Source organism: Arthrobacter sp. TMP15 (genome assembly GCF_039529835.1).
In the GTDB taxonomy this organism is placed as follows: Bacteria; Actinomycetota; Actinomycetes; order Actinomycetales; family Micrococcaceae; genus Specibacter.
This window is the reverse complement of record NZ_CP154262.1, coordinates 701,317-721,110: the sequence shown is the minus strand read 5'-3', so window position 1 is coordinate 721,110 and position 19,794 is coordinate 701,317. Positions and strand designations below refer to the sequence as shown.

The 19,794-nt window shown below is 58.7% G+C and carries 16 protein-coding genes and 2 riboswitches; of the genes, 6 read left to right on the top strand and 10 right to left on the bottom strand.

The window, feature by feature from the left end:
- Position 1: 1 nt before the first annotated feature.
- Positions 2-200: riboswitch (cyclic di-AMP (ydaO/yuaA leader) on the bottom strand.
- 151 nt (positions 201-351) lie between these two features.
- Positions 352-1,167: a M23 family metallopeptidase gene (locus tag AAFM46_RS03170; RefSeq protein WP_343319522.1), complete on the bottom strand. Its 816-nt coding sequence runs from the start codon at positions 1,165-1,167 to the stop codon at positions 352-354.
- 2 nt (positions 1,168-1,169) lie between these two features.
- Positions 1,170-1,425, bottom strand: a riboswitch (cyclic di-AMP (ydaO/yuaA leader).
- A gap of 106 nt (positions 1,426-1,531) precedes the next feature.
- Positions 1,532-2,227 carry a metal-dependent transcriptional regulator gene (locus AAFM46_RS03165; protein ID WP_283530806.1) on the bottom strand — a complete coding sequence of 232 codons (696 nt, stop codon included), beginning with the start codon at positions 2,225-2,227 and terminating at the stop codon, positions 1,532-1,534.
- Between the two features lie 229 nt (positions 2,228-2,456).
- Between AAFM46_RS03165 and serC the strand changes: the two genes are divergently transcribed.
- On the top strand, positions 2,457-3,584 hold the full coding sequence (gene serC, locus AAFM46_RS03160) for a phosphoserine transaminase (protein WP_343319520.1): 1,128 nt from the start codon (positions 2,457-2,459) through the stop codon (positions 3,582-3,584).
- A gap of 90 nt (positions 3,585-3,674) precedes the next feature.
- On the opposite strand, the gene AAFM46_RS03155 is transcribed toward serC, so the two are convergent.
- The gene (locus AAFM46_RS03155) at positions 3,675-4,223 is read right to left on the bottom strand and encodes a DUF3027 domain-containing protein (RefSeq protein ID WP_343319518.1); all 549 of its coding nucleotides are present in this window, start codon (positions 4,221-4,223) and stop codon (positions 3,675-3,677) included.
- Positions 4,224-4,234: 11 nt separating this feature from the next.
- The gene (locus AAFM46_RS03150; protein ID WP_283530809.1) at positions 4,235-4,615 is read right to left on the bottom strand and encodes a cold shock domain-containing protein; all 381 of its coding nucleotides are present in this window, start codon (positions 4,613-4,615) and stop codon (positions 4,235-4,237) included.
- 200 nt (positions 4,616-4,815) lie between these two features.
- Here AAFM46_RS03150 and AAFM46_RS03145 point away from each other — a divergent pair, with 200 nt between their 5' ends.
- From AAFM46_RS03145 to AAFM46_RS03130, 4 genes are all read left to right on the top strand, one after another.
- On the top strand, positions 4,816-5,055 hold the full coding sequence (locus AAFM46_RS03145) for a hypothetical protein (protein WP_343319517.1): 240 nt from the start codon (positions 4,816-4,818) through the stop codon (positions 5,053-5,055).
- A gap of 31 nt (positions 5,056-5,086) precedes the next feature.
- On the top strand, positions 5,087-6,985 hold the full coding sequence (locus tag AAFM46_RS03140; RefSeq protein WP_343319516.1) for a helicase-associated domain-containing protein: 1,899 nt from the start codon (positions 5,087-5,089) through the stop codon (positions 6,983-6,985).
- On the top strand, positions 6,978-8,642 hold the full coding sequence (locus AAFM46_RS03135) for a DNA repair helicase XPB (RefSeq protein WP_343319515.1): 1,665 nt from the start codon (positions 6,978-6,980) through the stop codon (positions 8,640-8,642). The genes AAFM46_RS03140 and AAFM46_RS03135 overlap by 8 nt, the downstream gene beginning before the upstream one ends.
- A 199-nt stretch (positions 8,643-8,841) precedes the next feature.
- Positions 8,842-9,498: a class I SAM-dependent methyltransferase gene (locus AAFM46_RS03130; RefSeq protein WP_343319513.1), complete on the top strand. Its 657-nt coding sequence runs from the start codon at positions 8,842-8,844 to the stop codon at positions 9,496-9,498.
- A gap of 189 nt (positions 9,499-9,687) precedes the next feature.
- Here AAFM46_RS03130 and AAFM46_RS03125 read toward each other — a convergent pair whose 3' ends face one another.
- A complete protein-coding gene (locus tag AAFM46_RS03125; protein WP_343319512.1) occupies positions 9,688-11,142 on the bottom strand; it encodes a sulfatase-like hydrolase/transferase in 1,455 nt (484 codons plus the stop codon).
- 41 nt (positions 11,143-11,183) lie between these two features.
- Positions 11,184-12,179 carry a TIM barrel protein gene (locus AAFM46_RS03120; RefSeq protein WP_343319510.1) on the bottom strand — a complete coding sequence of 332 codons (996 nt, stop codon included), beginning with the start codon at positions 12,177-12,179 and terminating at the stop codon, positions 11,184-11,186.
- A 94-nt stretch (positions 12,180-12,273) separates the two neighbouring features.
- On the opposite strand from AAFM46_RS03120, the gene AAFM46_RS03115 reads away from it, so the two are divergent.
- Positions 12,274-13,743 (top strand): sulfatase-like hydrolase/transferase, encoded by a 1,470-nt coding sequence (locus tag AAFM46_RS03115; RefSeq protein WP_343319508.1) that lies wholly within the window; start codon positions 12,274-12,276, stop codon positions 13,741-13,743.
- Positions 13,744-13,807: 64 nt separating this feature from the next.
- Here the strand turns inward: AAFM46_RS03115 and AAFM46_RS03110 are convergent, their stop codons facing one another.
- From AAFM46_RS03110 to AAFM46_RS03095, 4 genes are read right to left on the bottom strand one after another with little or no spacing between them, the layout of a single operon-like run.
- Positions 13,808-15,628, bottom strand: a complete 1,821-nt coding sequence (locus AAFM46_RS03110) for an alpha-L-fucosidase (RefSeq protein WP_343319506.1) — start codon at positions 15,626-15,628, stop codon at positions 13,808-13,810.
- A gap of 44 nt (positions 15,629-15,672) precedes the next feature.
- Positions 15,673-17,595 carry a DUF2264 domain-containing protein gene (locus AAFM46_RS03105; protein ID WP_343320338.1) on the bottom strand — a complete coding sequence of 641 codons (1,923 nt, stop codon included), beginning with the start codon at positions 17,593-17,595 and terminating at the stop codon, positions 15,673-15,675.
- Positions 17,595-18,587 (bottom strand): Gfo/Idh/MocA family oxidoreductase, encoded by a 993-nt coding sequence (locus AAFM46_RS03100; protein ID WP_343319504.1) that lies wholly within the window; start codon positions 18,585-18,587, stop codon positions 17,595-17,597. Before AAFM46_RS03100 ends, AAFM46_RS03105 begins: the two co-directional genes overlap by 1 nt.
- A gap of 6 nt (positions 18,588-18,593) precedes the next feature.
- A complete protein-coding gene (locus tag AAFM46_RS03095) occupies positions 18,594-19,733 on the bottom strand; it encodes a substrate-binding domain-containing protein (RefSeq protein WP_343319502.1) in 1,140 nt (379 codons plus the stop codon).
- Positions 19,734-19,794: the final 61 nt, after the last annotated feature.

The following is a 19,794-nucleotide window of genomic DNA, read 5'->3' as shown; positions in this document are numbered from 1 at the left end:
GGATTCCTCTCCCAAAGCCTGCGAGGTAAGCTGTCGGATTCGGATGGGAGTCACCCGGCCGCTCCACGTTCACACATCTAAAGAATCATTTCTTTATTTGTGACTAAACGCTTCGCGGCTTCACCCCTAGGACTTTTGCTTGACGCGAAGTCCGATTATTGGTTCCCCCGCCCCTGCCAGACGATTGATACGAACGGACCATGAGTAGTGGCAGAGCTAGGCAATCGACTCACGGACGCTGACTTGATTCGAAGTCGGCGCGATTACGACGGTACAACAGATTTTTCCCAATGTCACGTTCAGGTCACGGTCTTGTGACTAAAACGTAACTAAATGCCCCCTGTGGAGGAATTAAAGCCAGCCCATGGGGTCAACTGGTTCGTCATTGATGATTACTTCAAAGTGCAAATGGGGCCCTGTAGAGGCGCCCGTGGAGCCGCTGAAGCCCACAAGCTCTCCGCGCTCAACATGCTGGCCAACCTTCACGGCATTGGCGCTCATGTGGTTGTAGGACGTTGAAAGTCCATTGCCGTGATCCACCACTACGCGGTTGCCGCCACCATACTGATGCCAACCCGAGAACGTCACGGTGCCGCCGGCCGCTGCAAGAACTTCATTCCCGCTGGCTATGGCAAAGTCTTGGCCCGTGTGCTGTTCACCCATCTGCCCGGTGATGGGACTGATGCGCCCACCGAAGGGCGAGCTTGTCACCAGGTTCTTCAGTGGTGCGCCAAGAGTTCCCTTGGCTGCCTGCGGGGTGACATTGGAGGCGTTTACCTTCAGGGTCTCCTTGAGCATGCCATCAGGATTCAGGGCACTGGCAACCTCGGGTGAGGCAAACGTGATGGGGATTTCCGCACCCGCCGTGACAGCGGTCTCCACTGATACTGCGGAAGAGGCAACAGTATCAATCTGGTGGGCGTCAAGGGCCTGAGCGGAAGGCAGAGTGACAGCCAAGACTAGGCCGGTGGCAGCCATGGCCATGCCAACTCTTTGGCCAGTTCCACTTGCCGCATGAACACGCAGCAGGTGGGCGACCGAAATATTTGAGGGCGAACTTAAACGCTCTGCAGCAATTGCTTCGCGGCGGGTTCCCGGTGTGGAAACAAGCTCGTGAGTTACCGACGGTGACGCGCGACGACGTCCCCGCTGTTTAACTTCTGACACTAAAGACCTCTCTGTAAAACACCTGCGAAGTTAGCTGTCGGATTCGGATCAGAGAGTAAATCTTTTGATCCGGCCCATGCTCTTGGCACACTTTCATGCCTGGCACTCTCTAAAGAGATTGGGCCAGAATGGTGTGCTGCTTTCGAATGTGGGCTTCACCCCAAGGCAGACTGGGTTGTCTGCCGAATGTGGTTCCCCCGCCCCTGCCACAGTGATTGCCGCCCATTGTGCGAAGGCAAGGTTCGGTGTCGCACAATGGTAACGCTTTGATTACGGCGTTGAAATAATACTATACGGTACGACCGGCAAACGTAACAATTTCGTTACCTAGCTTGTCAATAATTTTTACTCAGACCATGGAACTCTAGCTCATTGCAACGAAGACGTGTGAAGCAACTTCAGGCGGCAGTTCCAGGGCTCCCTCAATACCAGGGACGCGGACGGAGACGTATTCCCCCACCTGGGCCAATGAAATTCGCGCTCCGGGACGCAAGCCGCCTTCATCGAGCTGAAGCAACAGCTCCGGCTCAACCTGGATGCGTTCAGAAAGTCTGTGGATCACAACCTGCTGTCCGGGGGAATACGTTGACATGGCCTCTACGAGGGTGACGAGCCCGGCTGCAAATTGCGGCGCAACTTCACCACCCAGCTCCTCTAACCCCGGAATCGGATTTCCGTAGGGTGACTCATTGGGACGGCCAAGTAAGTCAAACAGTCGCTGCTCAACCCTTTCGCTCATCACGTGTTCCCAGCGGCAAGCCTCCTCATGGACGTAAGCCCAATCAAGACCAATCACATCAGCAAGGAGCCTTTCAGCCAGCCGGTGCTTGCGCATCACGCGGGTAGCCTTGTCCCGACCGACAGGTGTGAGCTCTAAATGCCTATCCCCAGAGACTACAACCAAGCCGTCGCGCTCCATACGGCCAATGGTTTGTGAGACGGTGGGGCCCGAATGGTGAAGACGTTCGGCAATGCGTGCCCGCAGTGCCACGATGTTCTCTTCCTCCAGCTCAAGGATGGTCCGCAAATACATTTCGGTCGTGTCAATCAGATCAGCCACGTCAGCATCCTCCTGTTATAGGGCGAGTTTGGAGCAAGGACTTTTATCTCTACGTTAGCCTGATTGCAGCGATCCCGAGAATCCATGTATTTGATTATGGACCCGAGTGCGGGGCTAAGAATATTTCGTTGCAACAGGTCATTTTTCCGCTGAGCCCGGTTCTACGGCAGAATTGGCAAGGACCCCTTGGCACCGACATACCTTCCATCGAATATTTTTGGAGTAACTCGTGAGCGAATCAACGCCCCTCACCATTCCCGCCAACCTGCTTCCGGCTGATGGCCGTTTTGGCGCCGGCCCCTCAAAGGTCCGCCCCGAGCAGGTTGCGGCCCTCTCCGAAGCGGGTTCCGCGCTGCTGGGCACCTCCCACCGGCAGGCGCCTGTGAAGAACCTTGTTGGCGATGTCCGCAACGGTTTAAAGCAGTTCTTTGGTGCCCCGGATGACTACGAGGTGATTCTTGGCGTTGGCGGATCCACAGCGTTCTGGGATGTTGCAGCGTTTGGTCTGGTGGAGGAGAAGGCTCAGCACCTTTCTTTCGGTGAGTTCGGCTCCAAGTTTGCCTCCGCCACCAACAATGCCCCGTTCCTGGCGGCTTCCTCCATCCTCAAGGCCGAGCCCGGAACACGCCCGGTCTCAGTTGCCGAAGCCGGCGTGGACACCTATGCGTGGCCTCAGAACGAAACCTCCACAGGTGTTGCCGCTCCCGTGCAGCGCGTTGCTGGCGCGGATGACGGCGCTTTGGTCCTGATTGATGCAACCTCTGCTGCTGGCGGTCTAGCCGTTGATGTGCGTGAGAGTGATGTTTACTACTTCGCACCGCAAAAGAACTTTGCCTCCGACGGCGGCCTGTGGCTTGGGCTGTTCTCTCCGGCAGCTCTGGAACGGGCAGCACGTATTGGCGCTTCCACCCGGTGGGTTCCTGACTTCTTGAATTTGAACACGGCCATTGATAACTCATTGAAGAACCAGACCTACAACACCCCTGCACTCTCCACCCTTGTCACCTTGAACAACCAGGTGCAGTGGCTGAACGCCAACGGCGGCCTTGACTTTGCTTCAGCACGCACTGCTGATTCGGCCGGACGTTTGTACTCCTGGGCAGCAGCTTCTGCGGTAGCCACGCCGTTTGTGACCAACCCGGAAGACCGCTCCAACGTCATTGTCACTATCGACTTTGACGAGTCCGTGGACGCCGCAGCCGTGGCCAAGGTATTGCGTGCCAACGGGATCGTTGACACTGAGCCGTACCGCAAGCTGGGTCGCAACCAACTCCGCATCGCCACGTTCGTTGCCATCGATCCGGACGATGTCACAGCGTTGACGAAGTGTATTGACTACGTGATCGAGAATATCTAAAAAGTTCACCCGTGCCATAAAAAAGGGGCTCCTTCCAGTGCCTGGAAGAAGCCCCTTTTTTTCGATCACGGCCTATGCCGGAGAAGATGCTTAGTCGGAGTCTACGGCGTCATCATCGGTTACGAACGCTGACGGGTCACCCTCGGCATCGTCGTTAAGCTCCTGCACCGACTCAGCGTCCCCTTCGGGAACCGTCCCGCCGGCAAGCCGTTCAGCAATAGCGTGAGAAGAGCCAGCATCAGCGCTTTCCTGGTCCTCCGGGCGCACCCGCTCAGACCAAGGCACCCAGGCAGGGGCCAGCACGGCATCGCCTGTGGGTAAGAGCCCCACTTCATTGACAGTGGCGGCTTTACTGCGCGAGATCCTCGTCAGCGTGGCAAACCACACCCAGCCCCGGTACCCGGGCTTGAGGGACTCAAACAGGTGCGTCACACACCGCACACCTTCGCTGCGAACACCCACATGTACACCAATCTCGTCGGCACCAGCAATGTCCTGTGCAGCAGTTCGGGCAGCGCGTTCCTCGGCAGCCAGGAAAGCATCAGGCTTCCCAAGACGCCACAGAGGAACGCCGTATAGGCTCTCAGAGTTGGTTTTTGGAGCCGAAGAGAGGGCTGGTTCGCTGGGAAATTCGGTCATGGAGGGCACCGCTATGCGTCGAAGTTGTCGGCAACCTTGCGCAGCGCTGCAGCAATCTTGCTCGCATCACCGTCAGGGTATTTGCCATTGGTCAAAGATCCTACAGAGTTTTCAAGCAGGGAAACCAGGTCCTGCACAATCGGGGCGAGGTCGCGTGCTGGCATGCGCTTGGCCTTCGCCACTGAAGCGCTGCGGTCCAGGATTTTGGCTGCCATGGCTTGAGCGCCCTTGCGGCCATCGGCTACGCCAAACTCCATCCGCATGCCCGGCTTGATGTCGACTGCGTCAGCGGGAAGAGCATTGGCACGCAGGAAAACTTCGCGTCCGTCGTCGGCGGCAATAATGCCGAAACCCTTTTCATTGTCATACCACTTCACTTTGCCAATAGGCACTTGCTTTACCCCTTTGGAGTCTCGTTGGCCGCAATCACGTTCGGTGGCCTGTGCGGTTGAACTTCACCTTGCTCACGCCAAGAAACTCACGGCCGGCACCTGCAGTGAAACATCACACGATTCTACTTGCTCCTAGGTTACCGTGCTGGCAAAACCGCCGCGGCTTTGCCCCATATCTGTCCGCTGTTAGCGTTAACTCCATGAACCCTCATTTTTCCGCCCCGCAAATCGTAAATCGTGGCTGGCAGATGTTCAACTACACGGCTATGGCGATGGCTTTTCTGGCATTGATCGCGCTCATTGTGGTTTTGATCAGCAAATGGGCAGGCGGTGCACCGTGGCCCGGGTTCAACTGGATCGCCATGATCGCCTTGCCCACCGCATTTCTTATGATGGGTGCCAGTGTCCTTCGCTCGGTGACCATTCGACGCAGACTCTGACGTTTTCCCCGCACGTCATGAGCACGTCTTTATGAGTACGCTGGCCGCTTTCGCGGTTGAGTTGGCTGCGCGCAGTGACGCCGAACTGTGCCACCTGCTGCGTCTGCGCCCGGATGCAATGACCCCACCGGTTGCCACATTCGCTGACCTTGCCAGCAGGCTTTCAACCGCACACAGCGTGAATCTGGCGCTGGCGCAGCTGAACCTCCCTCAATTGCAAGTGCTGGCCGCCCTGCCCGCCGGCAAGAATCCCAACTCCTATTCCGCATGGCTGCCAAGTTTGCATCGTCTTGCTCTGATCCTCTCCACTGCCGGGACGCAGGAGGGGGACAAGTACGACGGCGTGCGGCAGGACTTCCTGCCCCTCGCCGCAGTAGCGCCAGTCTTATGCGGGAGCACCTACGGCTCTACTCCCGGTTCTACTCCCGGCCCGGATCTAGAAGGTCCCCTGCAATCATTGGCGCCTGTTTTTCCGCTACCAACAGTGCCGCTCAGTGCGCGGGACAACGCCTGTGGCAGTGCCATGGAAACCTTGTTGCGCAGCATAAGAACACTCATAGAGTTAGCCCAGAACACTCCTCTTGAGGCATTGCGAGGTGGTGGCGCCAGTGTGCGCACGGTGCGTAAAGTTTCAAGAGAACTTCTCTCTAACGACCCGGCAGCGGGGTTTTACCTAGAACTGGCAGCCATGGCCGGTCTGATCACTTTTGACGCTGGCACCCTGAAATGGCAAGTGGCGGAGCATAATTGGCTGGAGCAGGACCGCGCCCAGCAGTGGCTTCAACTCGTTAAGCCATGGCTACACAGTCCCCGTCCAACCCTGCTGAACCCGCCACGCTGCGTCGATAAGGCTGCCAGCACGAGGCCTTTGACTGGAATGGCACACCTTTCGCCGATTTCCCAGAGTGCATCAATGCGCTTCACAGTTCTCTGCGCACTTTCCGCGCTGGCACCCGTTATGAGCGCTGGGGCAGCCGCAGCCGACGGCAAAGCGCCCGTACCCACGCATGTAGCACTCCAGGAATACCTGCGGTGGCGCCATCCCCGCCGGTCAGTTGAAGTCTGCGCCCAACTCCCCGGCGTCCTGGCCGAGCTAGAACTCCTGGGGCTTACTGGAGCGGGCGCACTGAGTGAGCCCGGACAGGCCGTGGCACTGACAGATTGGGACGGTGCTGATGCGGCATTGGGGACGTTGCTGCCAGCTCCCATTGAACACTTCATCATTCAAGGCGATCTGACGGCTGTGGCTCCCGGTTTTCTAGCACCGGCAGTGGCGGCACAACTGAAATTACTGGCAGTCCCTGAGGGCCACGGTGCTGCCGGGATCTTTCGTTTTAGCCAAGCCTCCCTAGAGGGTGCAGTTTCTGCCGGGATGGATGAAGAAGCCATCCTTGGTTTCCTGCTGACGCATTCAAGTACAGCTGTGCCACAATCGTTGAGTTATCTGATTTCAGCCGCCGCACACGGCACAGCAGTGCCCCCGGGTTCCAGGCCGCTTTCCGCAGGAGCAACACACCAAGTGCCAGCGCAGGAAGCCGCCACAGCCGAGGATGAAGAGAGCATCGCAGCACGGGTGGCCACCCAGATTGCACGTCTGCGCAGTCAGCCGCTCTTCTCCGTAGCAGGTGGTGGCGAGTCGGGACCAGCACTTGTCATGGAAGAATTGCGGCAGGCAATAGCGGCAGATGTTGACATCTGGCTGCAGATTGTCACCGCTGCCGGGGAACGTGAGAGGCTCCGGCTCCGTCCACTCTCACTTGTTGCTGGCACGCTAAAGACATTTCTGGCCGGCGGCACTACGGAGCGGCGCTTCAGCATTCATCGCATTATGGCAACGGAACAAGCGGAAGAAATGGCGGAACCGGAGCAACCCGAATCCTCCGATCCCGGTAAAGCCGGCCCACAAAGAAGGAGAGAGCAGCATGGCTGATGGCCCCTTGATTGTGCAAAGCGATAAAACAATTTTGCTGGAAGTGGCCCATCCGGATTCCAGTGCCGCACGCCACGCCATAGCCGCCTTTGCCGAGCTGGAACGCGCCCCGGAACACATGCACAGCTACCGGATCACTCCCCTCGGGCTGTGGAACGCCAGAGCAGCAGGGCTCGATGCCGAACATGTTGTTGATACGCTGCTGAGCTACTCTCGCTACCCGGTGCCACACGCTCTGCTCCTTGACGTTGCCGAGGTCATGGCACGTTACGGGCGGTTGCGGTTGGAAAAGGACGCCCATCATGGTCTTGTGCTGCGCAGCGAGGACGAGCTGATCCTGGCCGAGGTCTGCCATGTCAAGAAAGTTGCGTCTTTGCTTGGTGCCCGCATAGATCCACTGACAGTTGTGGTCCATGGGGCTGCACGCGGTGAGCTTAAGCAGCTGCTACTCAAGGCCGGTTGGCCTGCCGAGGACCTGGCCGGCTACGTTGACGGTACTGCGCATTTGATTGCGTTGAATGAAAATATGGAACCCACCCCGTGGGCGCTGCGCCCATACCAACGTGTGGCAGTAGAGAATTTTTGGGCTGGCGGATCCGGTGTGGTGGTTTTGCCGTGTGGGGCAGGCAAAACGCTGGTGGGCGCCGCGGCCATGGCCGCTTCCGGTACCACCACACTGATCTTGGTGACCAATACGCTCTCGGCCCGGCAGTGGAAGGCTGAGCTGCTCAAACGCACAACGTTGACTGAGTCAGAAATTGGCGAGTATTCCGGTACTGTTAAAGAATTACGCCCTGTCACGATCGCCACCTACCAGGTCCTGACAACCAAGCGCAATGGCACCTACCCGCATATGAACCTTCTCAATGACAATAACTGGGGTTTGTTGATCTATGACGAGGTTCATCTGCTGCCCGCCCCGATCTTCCGTATGACCGCTGAGCTGCAGGCGCGCCGCAGGCTGGGACTGACGGCCACCTTGGTGCGTGAAGATGGCCGCGAGGGCGAAGTTTTCGCACTGATCGGGCCCAAACGCTATGACGCCCCGTGGAAGGAAATCGAGGCGCAGGGCTATATTGCCCCGGCCGACTGCGTTGAGGTTCGTGTGGATCTGGCCCGTTCGGAGCGGTTGGCTTACGCTACGGTGGACGACGGCGGGAAGTACCGTTTGTGTGCCACCTCGCTGGCTAAATCTGTGGTTACCCAGCAACTGGTTGCCGCCCATGCAGGAGAGCAGATTTTAGTGATCGGGCAGTACATTGACCAGCTTGATGAGCTGGCTGCTCGTCTGGCCGCACCACTGATCAAGGGCACAACCGACGTCAAGGAGCGGGAGCGGCTTTTCGCGGAGTTCCGGGCAGGGCGCTTATCAACTCTTGTGGTGTCCAAGGTGGCGAATTTTTCCATCGACCTGCCAGAGGCTTCCGTTGCCATTCAGGTCTCCGGGGCGTTCGGCTCCCGGCAGGAGGAGGCCCAGCGATTGGGCCGGCTCATGCGTCCTAAAGCTGATGGACGCACAGCGCGGTTTTACACCCTGGTGGCCCGCGACACTGTGGACGCCGATTTTGCCGCGAAACGTCAGCGTTTCCTGGCCGAGCAAGGCTATGCGTACCGCATCATGGACGCCAAAGACGCCGCCTCCCCTCCGCCCCCCTAACCACCATCGCTCGCTCACTTAACGTGGACTTTCCCCCATCCCTCGCTCACATAAAGCGCACTTATTTCTAACGCTCGCTCACTAACTGCACCCCACTAACTGCACACTGTGCCGGCACGCTCCACAAGAGTAGGATCGAGAAAAGCCGAGGTTCCCGGGAGAGTAAGAGGTACCCGGTTCCAGAATTCTGGAAGGGGCCATGAAATACGAAGAGTCCGTTGCCGAACACTACGCCCACGGCAACGTTGAAGAGCGGCTACTGGGCATTATCCGGGCCGCGGGCGGGGACACTAGAAACTTTTCCCAAGCCGATCTGCACGGCGCGGACCAACTTCATATTGGCGGCTCCGCAGCTACCGCACGGATCGCAGCCCGCGCAGGCATTTACGCAGGAAGCCGTGTCATTGATCTGGGCTCCGGCATTGGGGCAGTGTCCAGGTACCTGGCCCAAGAATTCGGTGCCACTGTCCATGGAATTGATCTGACGCCACAATTTGTTGCCACAGCCCGCTCCCTGACCGAACGCACAGGGTTGTCCGCCCATGTGACATTTAGTCAGGGCAGTATCTTGGCTCTGCCTTTCGAAAATGGGAGCTTTGATGCGGCGCTCATGGTGCATGTGGGAATGAACATCCCCGCCAAAGACAAGGTCTTTGCAGAGGCTGCGCGTGTTCTGCGCCCCGGCGGCGTTTTGGCGCTCTACGACATCATGCTTCTGGGAGGGGACGTGGAAGAGTATCCACTGCCATGGGCCACAACTGCAGATACCTCGTTTATACAACCACCCCTTGCCTACAGCGATGCGCTGGCACAGGCTGGATTCAGCGTGGATGTTGAAGCGAAACCCTTAGCCTAAGGCATTGAGTTTCTGCAGGGAGTTTTGAGCGTTGGCGGACCTCCCGGTCTGGAGGGGGCCGCCTTGGTCAATCTGCTGGCCGGCTTTGAATCGGGATTGCTGGGACCCGTGGAAATCTACGCCCATCTTCCCTGAGCTCCACGCGTCAAAGCCAGCACCATCATCTGGATGGGCCACATTTGGCGGGGTTCACACTGACAGTGAGTGTTCCCCGTTCACGCCAGCAGCCCATGCCTGGTGCAGAGCGGTGAGTTCGGCTACCAAGGCAGGCTCGGCGTCGTGCAAGTTAGTGGTTTCTGCTGGATCGGCTGCCAGATTACACAGGAAGTAACCGCTGCCAGGTTCGGCACGCTCAACATCCCGGATGGCGTCTGCCACCGGCGATTCAGGCTCCACCCACTGCAGCTTCCAGTCGCCTTTACGCACCGACCATTGCCAGCCGCAATCCCAATGAAGAGCTTCGTGCCCGCCCTGCAGGAAACCTTGTGAATCACTCATACCTGCTTCACAGGATGCGCCCAGCAAATCCCGGCCCAGCAAATCCCGCCCGTCGCAGTGGGCGTACACGGCAGGGTCCGCCCCAGCAGCCGCGAGCGCCGTAGGCACAATATCCATGGCACTGGTGAGGCCAGCATGAGTGGTGCCTGCGCGAACATTGTTGGGCCAACGGAGAATAAACGGCACCCGCACTCCGCCTTCCCACAGCGTGTATTTAGTGCCGCGCAGAGGCAAATTGACTCCGTAGTTGCAGGTGGAACCACCATTGTCCGTCAGGTATATGACGATCGTGTCTTCGGCAAGCCCCAACTCATCAAGCTGGTCCAGTATCAGCCCGATCTGCCCATCCATCAATTCCAGCTGAGCCAGGTAATACGCTCTACCATTTTCCAGGTGGGGACTGATGGCGCCGTCGTACCAGTCAAGGTACTGACTTGCTCCGGGATTCCAATCTTCATAGGCTGGCAGCCCGCGTTTCTTTAGTTCATCCGCAGGTAGCTGCCAGCAAAAGTTGTGGACGGCGTTGAACGCAACAGTTGCCAGAAACGGTTTGTTGGCATGTTCAGCCACGAACTCCCGGGTACGTTCGCCAATGGCATCGGTGAGGAAGCCTTCCAACTCTTGGGGTTCCTCACCATTCCACAGTGGCTGGACAGCCATGGGACCTGCCGCCTCACCATACTCATCAACGGCTTCTTCTGAGTGGTGCAGGTAATTGAGCCGGCCCATGGATTCCCCGGCGAGGCCGTAGAACGATTCGTCATAACCATGCTGGGGCGGAGTGCCGCGGTCCCCATGATGTTCGGTGCCATAGTGCACTTTGCCGAAGTAGCCGGTGGTGTAATCCTGTGCCCGCATCAGTTCGGCAATAGTTGGCACATTGGCTGGCGAAATCTCGGAATCGGTGAACCACCGAGCACCCCAGCGCTGCTGATAGCTGCCCGCCGCCAACCCCGCCCTCGACGGGGAGCAAATGGGTGCCGTGACGTAGGCATTGCTGCAGGAGACCCCTTCTGCTGCCAGTCGGTCAAGGGCCGGAGTGCTCACATCAGCTTGCACGCCCAGAATGGAACGGTCGGCATAGCCGTGGTCATCGGAGATGATGATCATGATGTTGGGCTGGCGCTGTGCATTCTTGGACGGCATGAAAAAATCCTTAGTTCGGGTGCGATTCTGTCCGGCTAAAACTACTTGCTGTTTTGATTCTCAGGTTCGGCCAGTGCCGTCTTAAGCGAGGCCAGCGCAGTGGAGACGTGGGGTAGCTCCGGATACCAGGCACGCTCCCACTCAAGTGAAATCCACGGGTCCGAATTTCCGTGATCTGAAGCGATCTTCTGCGCCAGGGCGTGCATGGCAGCCAGAGGAAGCTCGCCCTCCCCCGGCAGCGTGAGCGTAACTGTGTGCGAGCCCGGTTGCCGCACCCCATCCTTGAACTGGGCATAGGCCAGCCAATCGGTCAGCAGCGAGGCAGTCACCTCCGGCGCTTCGTCATACCGCCAAGGGTGCATGAGATCCCAAATGACCCCAACCGGCGCAGCGGCATCCACGTGGGCCAATATTCGGCAAACATCTGCAGCACGAGGGTGCGAATCGTGCGTCTCCAACAAAATTTTTACCCCGCATGCTGTGGCATGGCTGGCCGCAGCATTAAGCCGGCGTGCACCACGGAGATCCGCAGCAGCCATTTCAGGAGAAGGTTCGACCCCCCGCTGTGTGGGCTCCAGACCTGCACCGGGAAACACCCGCAGTTGGGCGCACTGTCCTTGCCCTGGGTTTTGGGCGGAAAGCTCTGCGGCATGGTCGACGGCGGCCAGTAGTTCCGCGAGCACCGGATCGTTCGCGCCGTCCTCACCGAAAGTACCGGCCTCACCATAAGTACCGTTGCCGGCGGTACCTGTGGGCGCACAAATGCGGACGTAGCTAGCCAGCGCAAGTACCGTCAGGCCGGCGTCGGCCAGCTCGGTGGCCAAAGCCGCTCGCTGGGCCGCATCCATCTGCGGATACACAAACTCGCCCGCCGCCGCGCGCAGCTCAAGTCCGGTGGCTCCGGCGTTGTGGGCTGTAGCAATAACTTGGGCAAGGGAATCCCCTGGGCAGCCCAGGGTGGAGAACGCCAATGGCATGATGCGCCTTTCAACGGGTTGCGGGTCTTGTTCAAGAATAGTCTGGAAAACGCTTTCCATCAATGTTAGAAGCTAAGAAAAAGAACCTGAAGTACCCCTTGAGTCCTCCCGTGGAACACTGATATGACTAGTGTTCCACGTCGTAAGAGGAGCAATGATGACCGGTTCGTCAACCAAACTGTCCACGTCGCCCAATATTGTTTTTATCCTTAGTGATGACCAAGGACCTTGGGCACTGGGTTGCGCTGGCAACGAGGATATTCATACCCCGGTTCTTGATGCTTTGGCATCCGAAGGCACCCGGTTGGAGAACTTCTTTTGCGTCTCACCGGTCTGCTCCCCCGCCCGTGCCAGCCTCATGACCGGGCAGATCCCGTCAAGACACGGCGTGCACGACTATCTCACCGGGATTGAAGTGGGCGCCCAAGCACCGGATTACCTGGCGGGCCAACAGATCTTCACCGACGTGTTGGCGGATAACGGCTACCGGATGGGGCTTTCGGGAAAGTGGCATTTGGGGGCCAATGACGCCCCCCGTAAAGGTTTTGTGCACTGGTATGGGCTTGAAGGCGGCGGCAGTCCCTACACCGGCGCCACCATGTACCGTAACGGCGAGCGCGAAGAAACCAGCACCTACCTCACGGATGCCATCACCGAGGATGCGCACGCGTTCCTGGACCGGGAGGCCGCCCGGGATGAACCGTTCTTTTTGGCCATCAACTACACGGCCCCCCACAAGCCGTGGAAAGGCCAGCACCCCAAGGAATTTGAGGATCTCTACGCCGATTGTGCCTTTGCCAGCTGCCCGCAGGAGGAGCCGCATCCGTGGCAGCCCACAGTGGATGGGGTGGCTGTTGGCGGGGAACCGGATGTGCGCGCTGCGTTGGTTGGGTATTTTGCAGCTGTCAGCGCCATGGATGCTGCCATCGGTGATGTCATAGACCATCTGGAGCGTCTGGGCGTGCGCGAGAATACGCTGATTGTTTTCAGCAGCGACAACGGCTTTAACGCCGGCCATCACGGGGTGTGGGGCAAGGGCAATGGCACCTTCCCACAAAATATGTACGATTCCTCCGTGAAGGTCCCTGCCATTTTCAACTGGCCCGGGCGTATCGCTGCCGGCCCGGTGCGCGCGGAGCTGCTCTCGGCGTACGACGTCGCCGCCACCATTTTGGCGCTGGTGGGGCTGGACCCAACGCCTTTTGAAACCGGCCCGGGACGCTCCTTTGCCCCGCTCTTGGAGCTCAGCGCCGATGACGTGGCGAGTTCGGCGGCGCGTGCGGATTCCGCCGTCGTGGTTTATGACGAGTACGGGCCCGTACGGATGATCCGTACGCAGGACCGCAAGTATGTCCATCGCCACCCCCACGGTCCGCATGAGCTCTACGATCTGGCCGCAGATCCCGGCGAGCGTGTGAACTTGATGGACGACGCCGAACCCCACCCCGCGCTGGCAGGTTTGCGTTCGCGCATGGCTGGCTGGTTCGCACAGCACGGTGTGCCAGAGTTTGATGGTGCTGCGCTGGCCGTTGCCGGAGCCGGCCAGCACAGCCCACTGGCATTCCCCGAGGGAAGCCCGGATCCGCTGGGTGCTTTCAACGCACCTTTTTGGGACGGAGCCTAGGCCCCCTGGTTCAACCCGGTGTCAGGGTTATAGCAGGGGGCGCTCGGGGTCCCGGCAACCCTTCTTACGCTGGCGTGATGAGCTCAAGTCTCAACCCGATCATGTTCACTCCCGCTGGATCCCATTTCGAGTCAACAACGGGCAGATCTTTGATGCTCAGGTTCTGTTGTCCCTGCCCGGACACGGTGATTCGCCCAATCTCGCTGCGCACCACCTTCCAATAATGCAGGATCGGGTAAAGCTCGTCGCCGTCCCTGTGCAGCGTGAACGGGGTGCGGCCAGTTTCCGTTTCCAGCGTCCCCGTCAAGCCATCGGCCCACCATTGCGGGTTGAAATTGCCGAACGTTTCCTTGCTCAGCAGCACCACACGGTACTCGCCCGGGGAAGCCATCGTGAAGCTCCAGCGCAGTGATTCATCGGGGCCAGTTTCAGCGTTCCATATATCAAGTCGAAGCGGTGATCCTGGGACCTGCCTAATATCCTGGGCGATAATCGGGGCCTTGGCGAAAGTCAGCTCTACCGTCCGCGGAAGGTCATCGGTGGGCTCAGCCAGTTCCAGAGTCAGAAGCGGCCCCGCACCGCTGCTTTCATTCAGGGAGAAGTTCAGCAGGGAGCCTGCGCCAAGATCACGCACGGAGTCAGGCGCTACCGTAATACCGTTCAGGGACAGTTCCTTTTTTCCAGAATCGGTAACGTGCAGATAAATCGAGGATCCGCGGGTAGCTACCTGGCCCCAGTCAAAGGTGGCGGGAAAGGGCGATGGTCCGGCGCCGCGGATGGCCGGAACCGCTCGCTGCATCCAGGTTCCGATGCCCGCGAACTGCTCCTGGGCCTGCTTTGGAATGGCGCCGTTGGCGTCGGGCCCGGCGTTGAGCAGCAGATTTCCGCCGCGACTCACCGTGTAGGCCAGAGTCTCACAGAGGCTGGCTACCGGCTTCCAGCCCGATGCCAGCTGGGAGAATCCCCAGCTGTCGTTGGTGGTGGCAGCCGTCTCCCACGCCTGCGCAGGCAGGAAGTTATTGAAGTAATTGTCATCCATGGAGTTGTAATCGGCGTCAACTCCTCCACCAAGTCTGCTGTTGATGACGGCGCCCGGTTGCAGTTCCCGCACCAGGTTGAACGCTTCCTGGGCGCATTCGGCAGGGATGCCACGGGGCATGTCAAACCACATCAGTCCGATGCTGCCATAGTTGCTCAGGATTTCGCGTAGCTGCGGCGCTGCCTTGCGACGCCAGTAACGCTGAAAGTCTCCCTCATCGGTGTCGAAGTCCCAGCTATTGCAGCTGGGCCCCACCGCATCCGGGTCTTCCCAATCGATGGTTTGGGAGTAATAGATTCCCAACATGACGCCATACTCGTCACAGGCTTGGGCTATTTCGGCCAACGGGTCGCGATTAAACGGTGTGGCGTCAACGATGTTATAGGCGGATACCTGCGAGTGGTACATGGCGAATCCGTCATGGTGTTTGGCTGTGTACACAAAATACTTCGCCCCAGCTTCCGCGGCCGTGCGGACCCAGTCCCGGGCATTGAATTCAGTGGGGTTGAATGACTTGGCCAGCTCGGCATACTCGGAAAGGGGGATTTTGGCCTTGAATTGGATCCATTCGGCCAGCCCTTCAACGTGCTTTCCTTCCCAGAGCCCACCCAGAGTGGCGGATATGCCCCAGTGCACAAAGAAACCAAATTTTGACTCCGCCCATGGCTGCCGCCGCGCAATGTCTTCGGGGCCTTGGCGCACCACCGATGGGCCGTGGATGCCTTCATCGGCCGTTGGTGCGGCAAAGGCAGACTTGGTCGATTTTGCGGGGAGCGTCGAAGGTATGTTCAGGAAATTACCCTCGGTTGGCCGATCCCGCGTCCCATTGCTGGTTGGAAAATTCATGATGTTCACTGAGGTCCAATACTGGTTATTTTTTGTTGATGACGCTAATTTTCGGGTGGGTTCCAACGGAAAACGCCTTGGTTGATGGAATCGGCCGGCCAAGTTGCTTTTCGTTGCCACGGCAAAACTACAGTGCGGTTTCTGAACCGCAGTTGCACCCCGTCCGGTGCCCACTGCCATTGAAGCTCCAACGCCATTGAGCGCAGACGGGCCAATGTCACATCCAGGCCAATGAGTGCCATCAGCGTGAGTTCGTTGGAGGCCAGCGGCGGGAATTGCAGCAGTGGCAACCCAGAGTGTGCGCCAAGTATGGTGCCCTCGCCATGAACAACGTGGGGCTCCGCCTCCGCAGTGGCCTCCAATAGGAGGACACTGGAGAGCGCCCCGGGCTTGATGCCGACCTGGGCCCCTCCACCATTAACAAGGGTTTCCGGGGCCGCATCGGTGCTGCACAGGTAGCCGGAGAGGGCGGGTGTAAGTCCCACCACACCGGTGAGCTTGGCTGCCCGGACTTCCACGCCGTCGAGCACGGCGAAGGAGTTCTGGACCAAAACGTCCCTGCCGGCAGCATCCAACGCGAAGGTACTGGATCCGCCACCGGAGCGGACACTGCCTCCGTGCAGGCCTCGATGCCTGCTACTGGAGCCGTCGTGTCTAATGAAAATATCGTTATCTCGCTCGCCCGAGCCGGGTTCCAGCCAAGGAACAGTTGAGGTGGAAAATGCCAAGCGTCGGTACAGTGGATCATCCTTTTGCGGGTGTCCGTCACTTCCGGCGTTAAGCACCCGCACAGTTCCTGTAGCAGCGGTGCCAACAGCCAACCAGCCGGGTCCGCTCATCGGTAGTGTGTAGTCCCCTTGCTCAACAGGCAAAGGCTGTTCTTGTTCAGTCCAAACCGGATGATCAGCGGGCAGCAGCAATCCCAAAAAGCCCTTGGCGGCCCACTGCGGGGAACCCGGTGCGTTGTACGACTGCAAAATACTGCTGTTGGTTTCATGCCAACCCAGAGTAAGTACGCCATCCGGAGCAGCCCCGCCGTCGAGAAAGTATTTCAGCACCCCCGAGGCAATTCGGCGGGTTTGACCGGGGGAAACCACCGTGATTCCTTCCCGCATCGCCATCCAGAAGGGGGCGGCAACACCCCAGCGATACAGCAAGGAGCGGCCTTGAATCAAAGGTGCCCCATTTGCACCAAAGAGATGGCTGTAGCCATGCACAAACTGTCCCAGTCGGTCCCGGTAGACCTTCCTGCGCCCCGTGGCTGCATCCTCCCCCAACAAATCGAGGATGAAGAAGGGGTACACATGGAAGGTCCAGGCGTTGTAGTGGTCGAACCGGCGACCCTCACCATCTGAGTACCAGCCGTCGCCCACATACCAATCCTCTATCCTGGCCAGCGCGGCTTCGATTCCGGCACCGTCGTACGCGTAGCCTGCAGAACCCAGAAAAGCTTGGATCGTTGCGGCGAACATGACGTGGTTGTTGTCGGCTCCGAAAGATTGAGCCGAATCCCCCAGCCATGCGGCAGTGTTATCCCGCACTCTTTGCGGCACCACAGCCCAAATCCATTTCCGGCTCAGGTGGAGTCCCAGCGCCACGGCTGTGGCCTCCACAGTGGTTTGCGAATGAGCTGTCAGTTTTGGCCAGCGTTCATCTGAAGATGGATCAGTGCCTGCATCGAGGGCTTGGGCATACCACTGCGCCAGCTGTGCCGTTACTTCTGCCGCTGGACCGCCATCGCCGGCAGCACCGGAGAGACGAAGCGCCGCCAACAAAAATGTTCTTGCAAAGCCTTCCAGGAGCTCATCCGGGCTCTGTTCATACACACTGGGGAAATGCACTTGAGCGCCACGAGGAGAGGAATATCTCTTGGCCGCAGCGATTTGTTCATCGGCTGCCGCCTCCCAGTGAGCCCGGCTCAAACCTGTAAAAGGAGCTTGTGCCCAGTCGGGGCTGGGCAAGTTCATCACGCTGATGCCAGGGTAGACGCCAACACCGCCGGCGCACCAGTGCTTGCGGAGTCGTAGGCGGCAAGTACCAGTTCCACCACATGTTTGGCGTGTTCAATGCTCACACTGGGTTCCGCTCCGCCCACAGCGGCAACGAAATCGGCCAACTGTGCGGTGAAAGCGTTTTGGATGTCATCCGCGCTCGTGGTGTGCAAAGTACTCCGCACGCCGTTAATTTCCATGAACGTTCCATGCCGTGGATCAACTGTGATGGTGCCAAACTCGCCCACAACTAGCATCTCATCAATGTGTCGGGGTGTGTCAGAAACGATCGTGACGCGCAACTGAACGCCATTGGCCAGTCGCAGTTCCATGGCACCGTCGGTTTCAACAGCGGCGCCAAATCGGCTGAGCGTGGTGGCAGTTATTTTTACCGCTGGGGCCCCTCCTATCCAAAGACTGCGATCCAAACAGTGAGCACCAATGTTGATCAGTGCTCCACCTCCTGAAACAGCCTTGTCAAAGAACCACTCTGGGCGTGTGCCGGGACGGTAGTCGGTACTGCGGTAGTCATGGATCATCAATACCCGTCCCAGCTTCCCGCTCTTCAGTGCTTTCTGAGTCGCCATCTTCTCCGACATAAAGTGCTGGATCATGCCAATCACCATGACTACGTTGGCACTGGCACAAGCATTTTCCATAAGGATGCAGTCGGCAAGGGTCGTTGCCATAGGCTTCTCTACGAGCACATGAACACCGTGTGCGGCTGCCGCCAGAACCATATCCTTGTGCAGACTGTGCGGGGTATTGATAACAACCGCATCCACCGCTCCGGCAGCTAGCATCGTGTTGTAGTCCGTGAAGACGGCAGCGCCCCACTGTTGAGCAACGGCTGCGGCAACATCCTCTTGTAAATCACAAACAGCGCTTAGCTCAACGCCGTCAAGGACCGATGCGCCATGTGCGTGGAGGCCAGCTACGGCGCCTGCGCCAACAATTCCCAATCGCATTTACACTCATTCCTCTTCGTGCTGCGCGGATTGCCTCTTGGCACCGCAAGATTCTCTAATAACCAGCCGCGGACGCAGCCGGACTTGGTGGATAGGGCAGTCATCACCCTCCACCAGACGGCGGAGTAGGATCTCCGCAGCCATTTTTCCCATCCTGTGCTTGGCAGGTGCCACAGCAGTCAAGGGGACCTCGGCAAGGTCCGCTAATTCGTCATCGTAGGAGACAAGGGCCAGCTCTTCGGGTATGTTAATTCCGGCTCGGCGTGCTGCAGCTTCCAAAAATGTTGCTTCCCTATCACCGAAAACCAGGGCAGCTGTGATCCCAGCGGCGCGAAGTTGGTCCAGCATGTGTTCAGCTTCGCCAGCTTCCCACTCCTCCCTCGGTGCCGGAAGCACCAACGGGGCAAAACCCAGATCCTTGGCACAGCGTTCGTAGCCGGCCACAATGGCCGGTTCGGTGGGAGTATGGCTGCGTGTCAGCAACCCCACCCTGCGGTGACCTAAATCGACAAGGTGACGGACGGCGTCGTACGCTCCACCTTGGTGATCCGAGCACACGTGCTCGGTCCTGTCCCCCGGCCCCAGATCCATCAGGCTGCGCTCCAAAAGAACCACTGGCACATTCAGTGCAGCCAGTTCACGAACCCGCTGCTGCGGATCCCCGATCCCGCTCAGAGTAGGCACAAGAATCAGTCCGTCAACACCAGAGTCGATGAGGAAGTCAATACTTGCATTTTCTCGTTCCGGTTCGTAATTGTAGGTTGAGAGTTGCAGTGAAACATCGTGGGCAGAGAGTGTTTCTTCGATACCTTTGAGTACGCGCGGATAATACAGTTGAGTGTCCGGCAGCAGAACCCCCACCCGCAGCCGAGTTCGGCGGCGCGCCAGTGGACGTTCCGAGACGAAACTTCCCGCACCCTGGCGGCGAACAACAATTCCTTCCTGCACAAGTTCATCGAAAGCACGCCTGACAGTTGTCAAGGACAAAGAAGTCTCGGCAGCAAGCTGGGCTTCGGTGGGCAACTTGGCTCCTGCCGCCCATGTGCCGGCCAAAATACCGCGACGGAGCTCATCGGCCAGTGCCTGAAACTTCAGTTCACGGGAGTCAGTGTCACGCACGGTCCCGGATTTTGTCCGTCTAGTCACGGTGCACTTCTCCTCACTGTCTACTCATCATGTGGTGGCGGGCACGCTTCGACCCCACTTG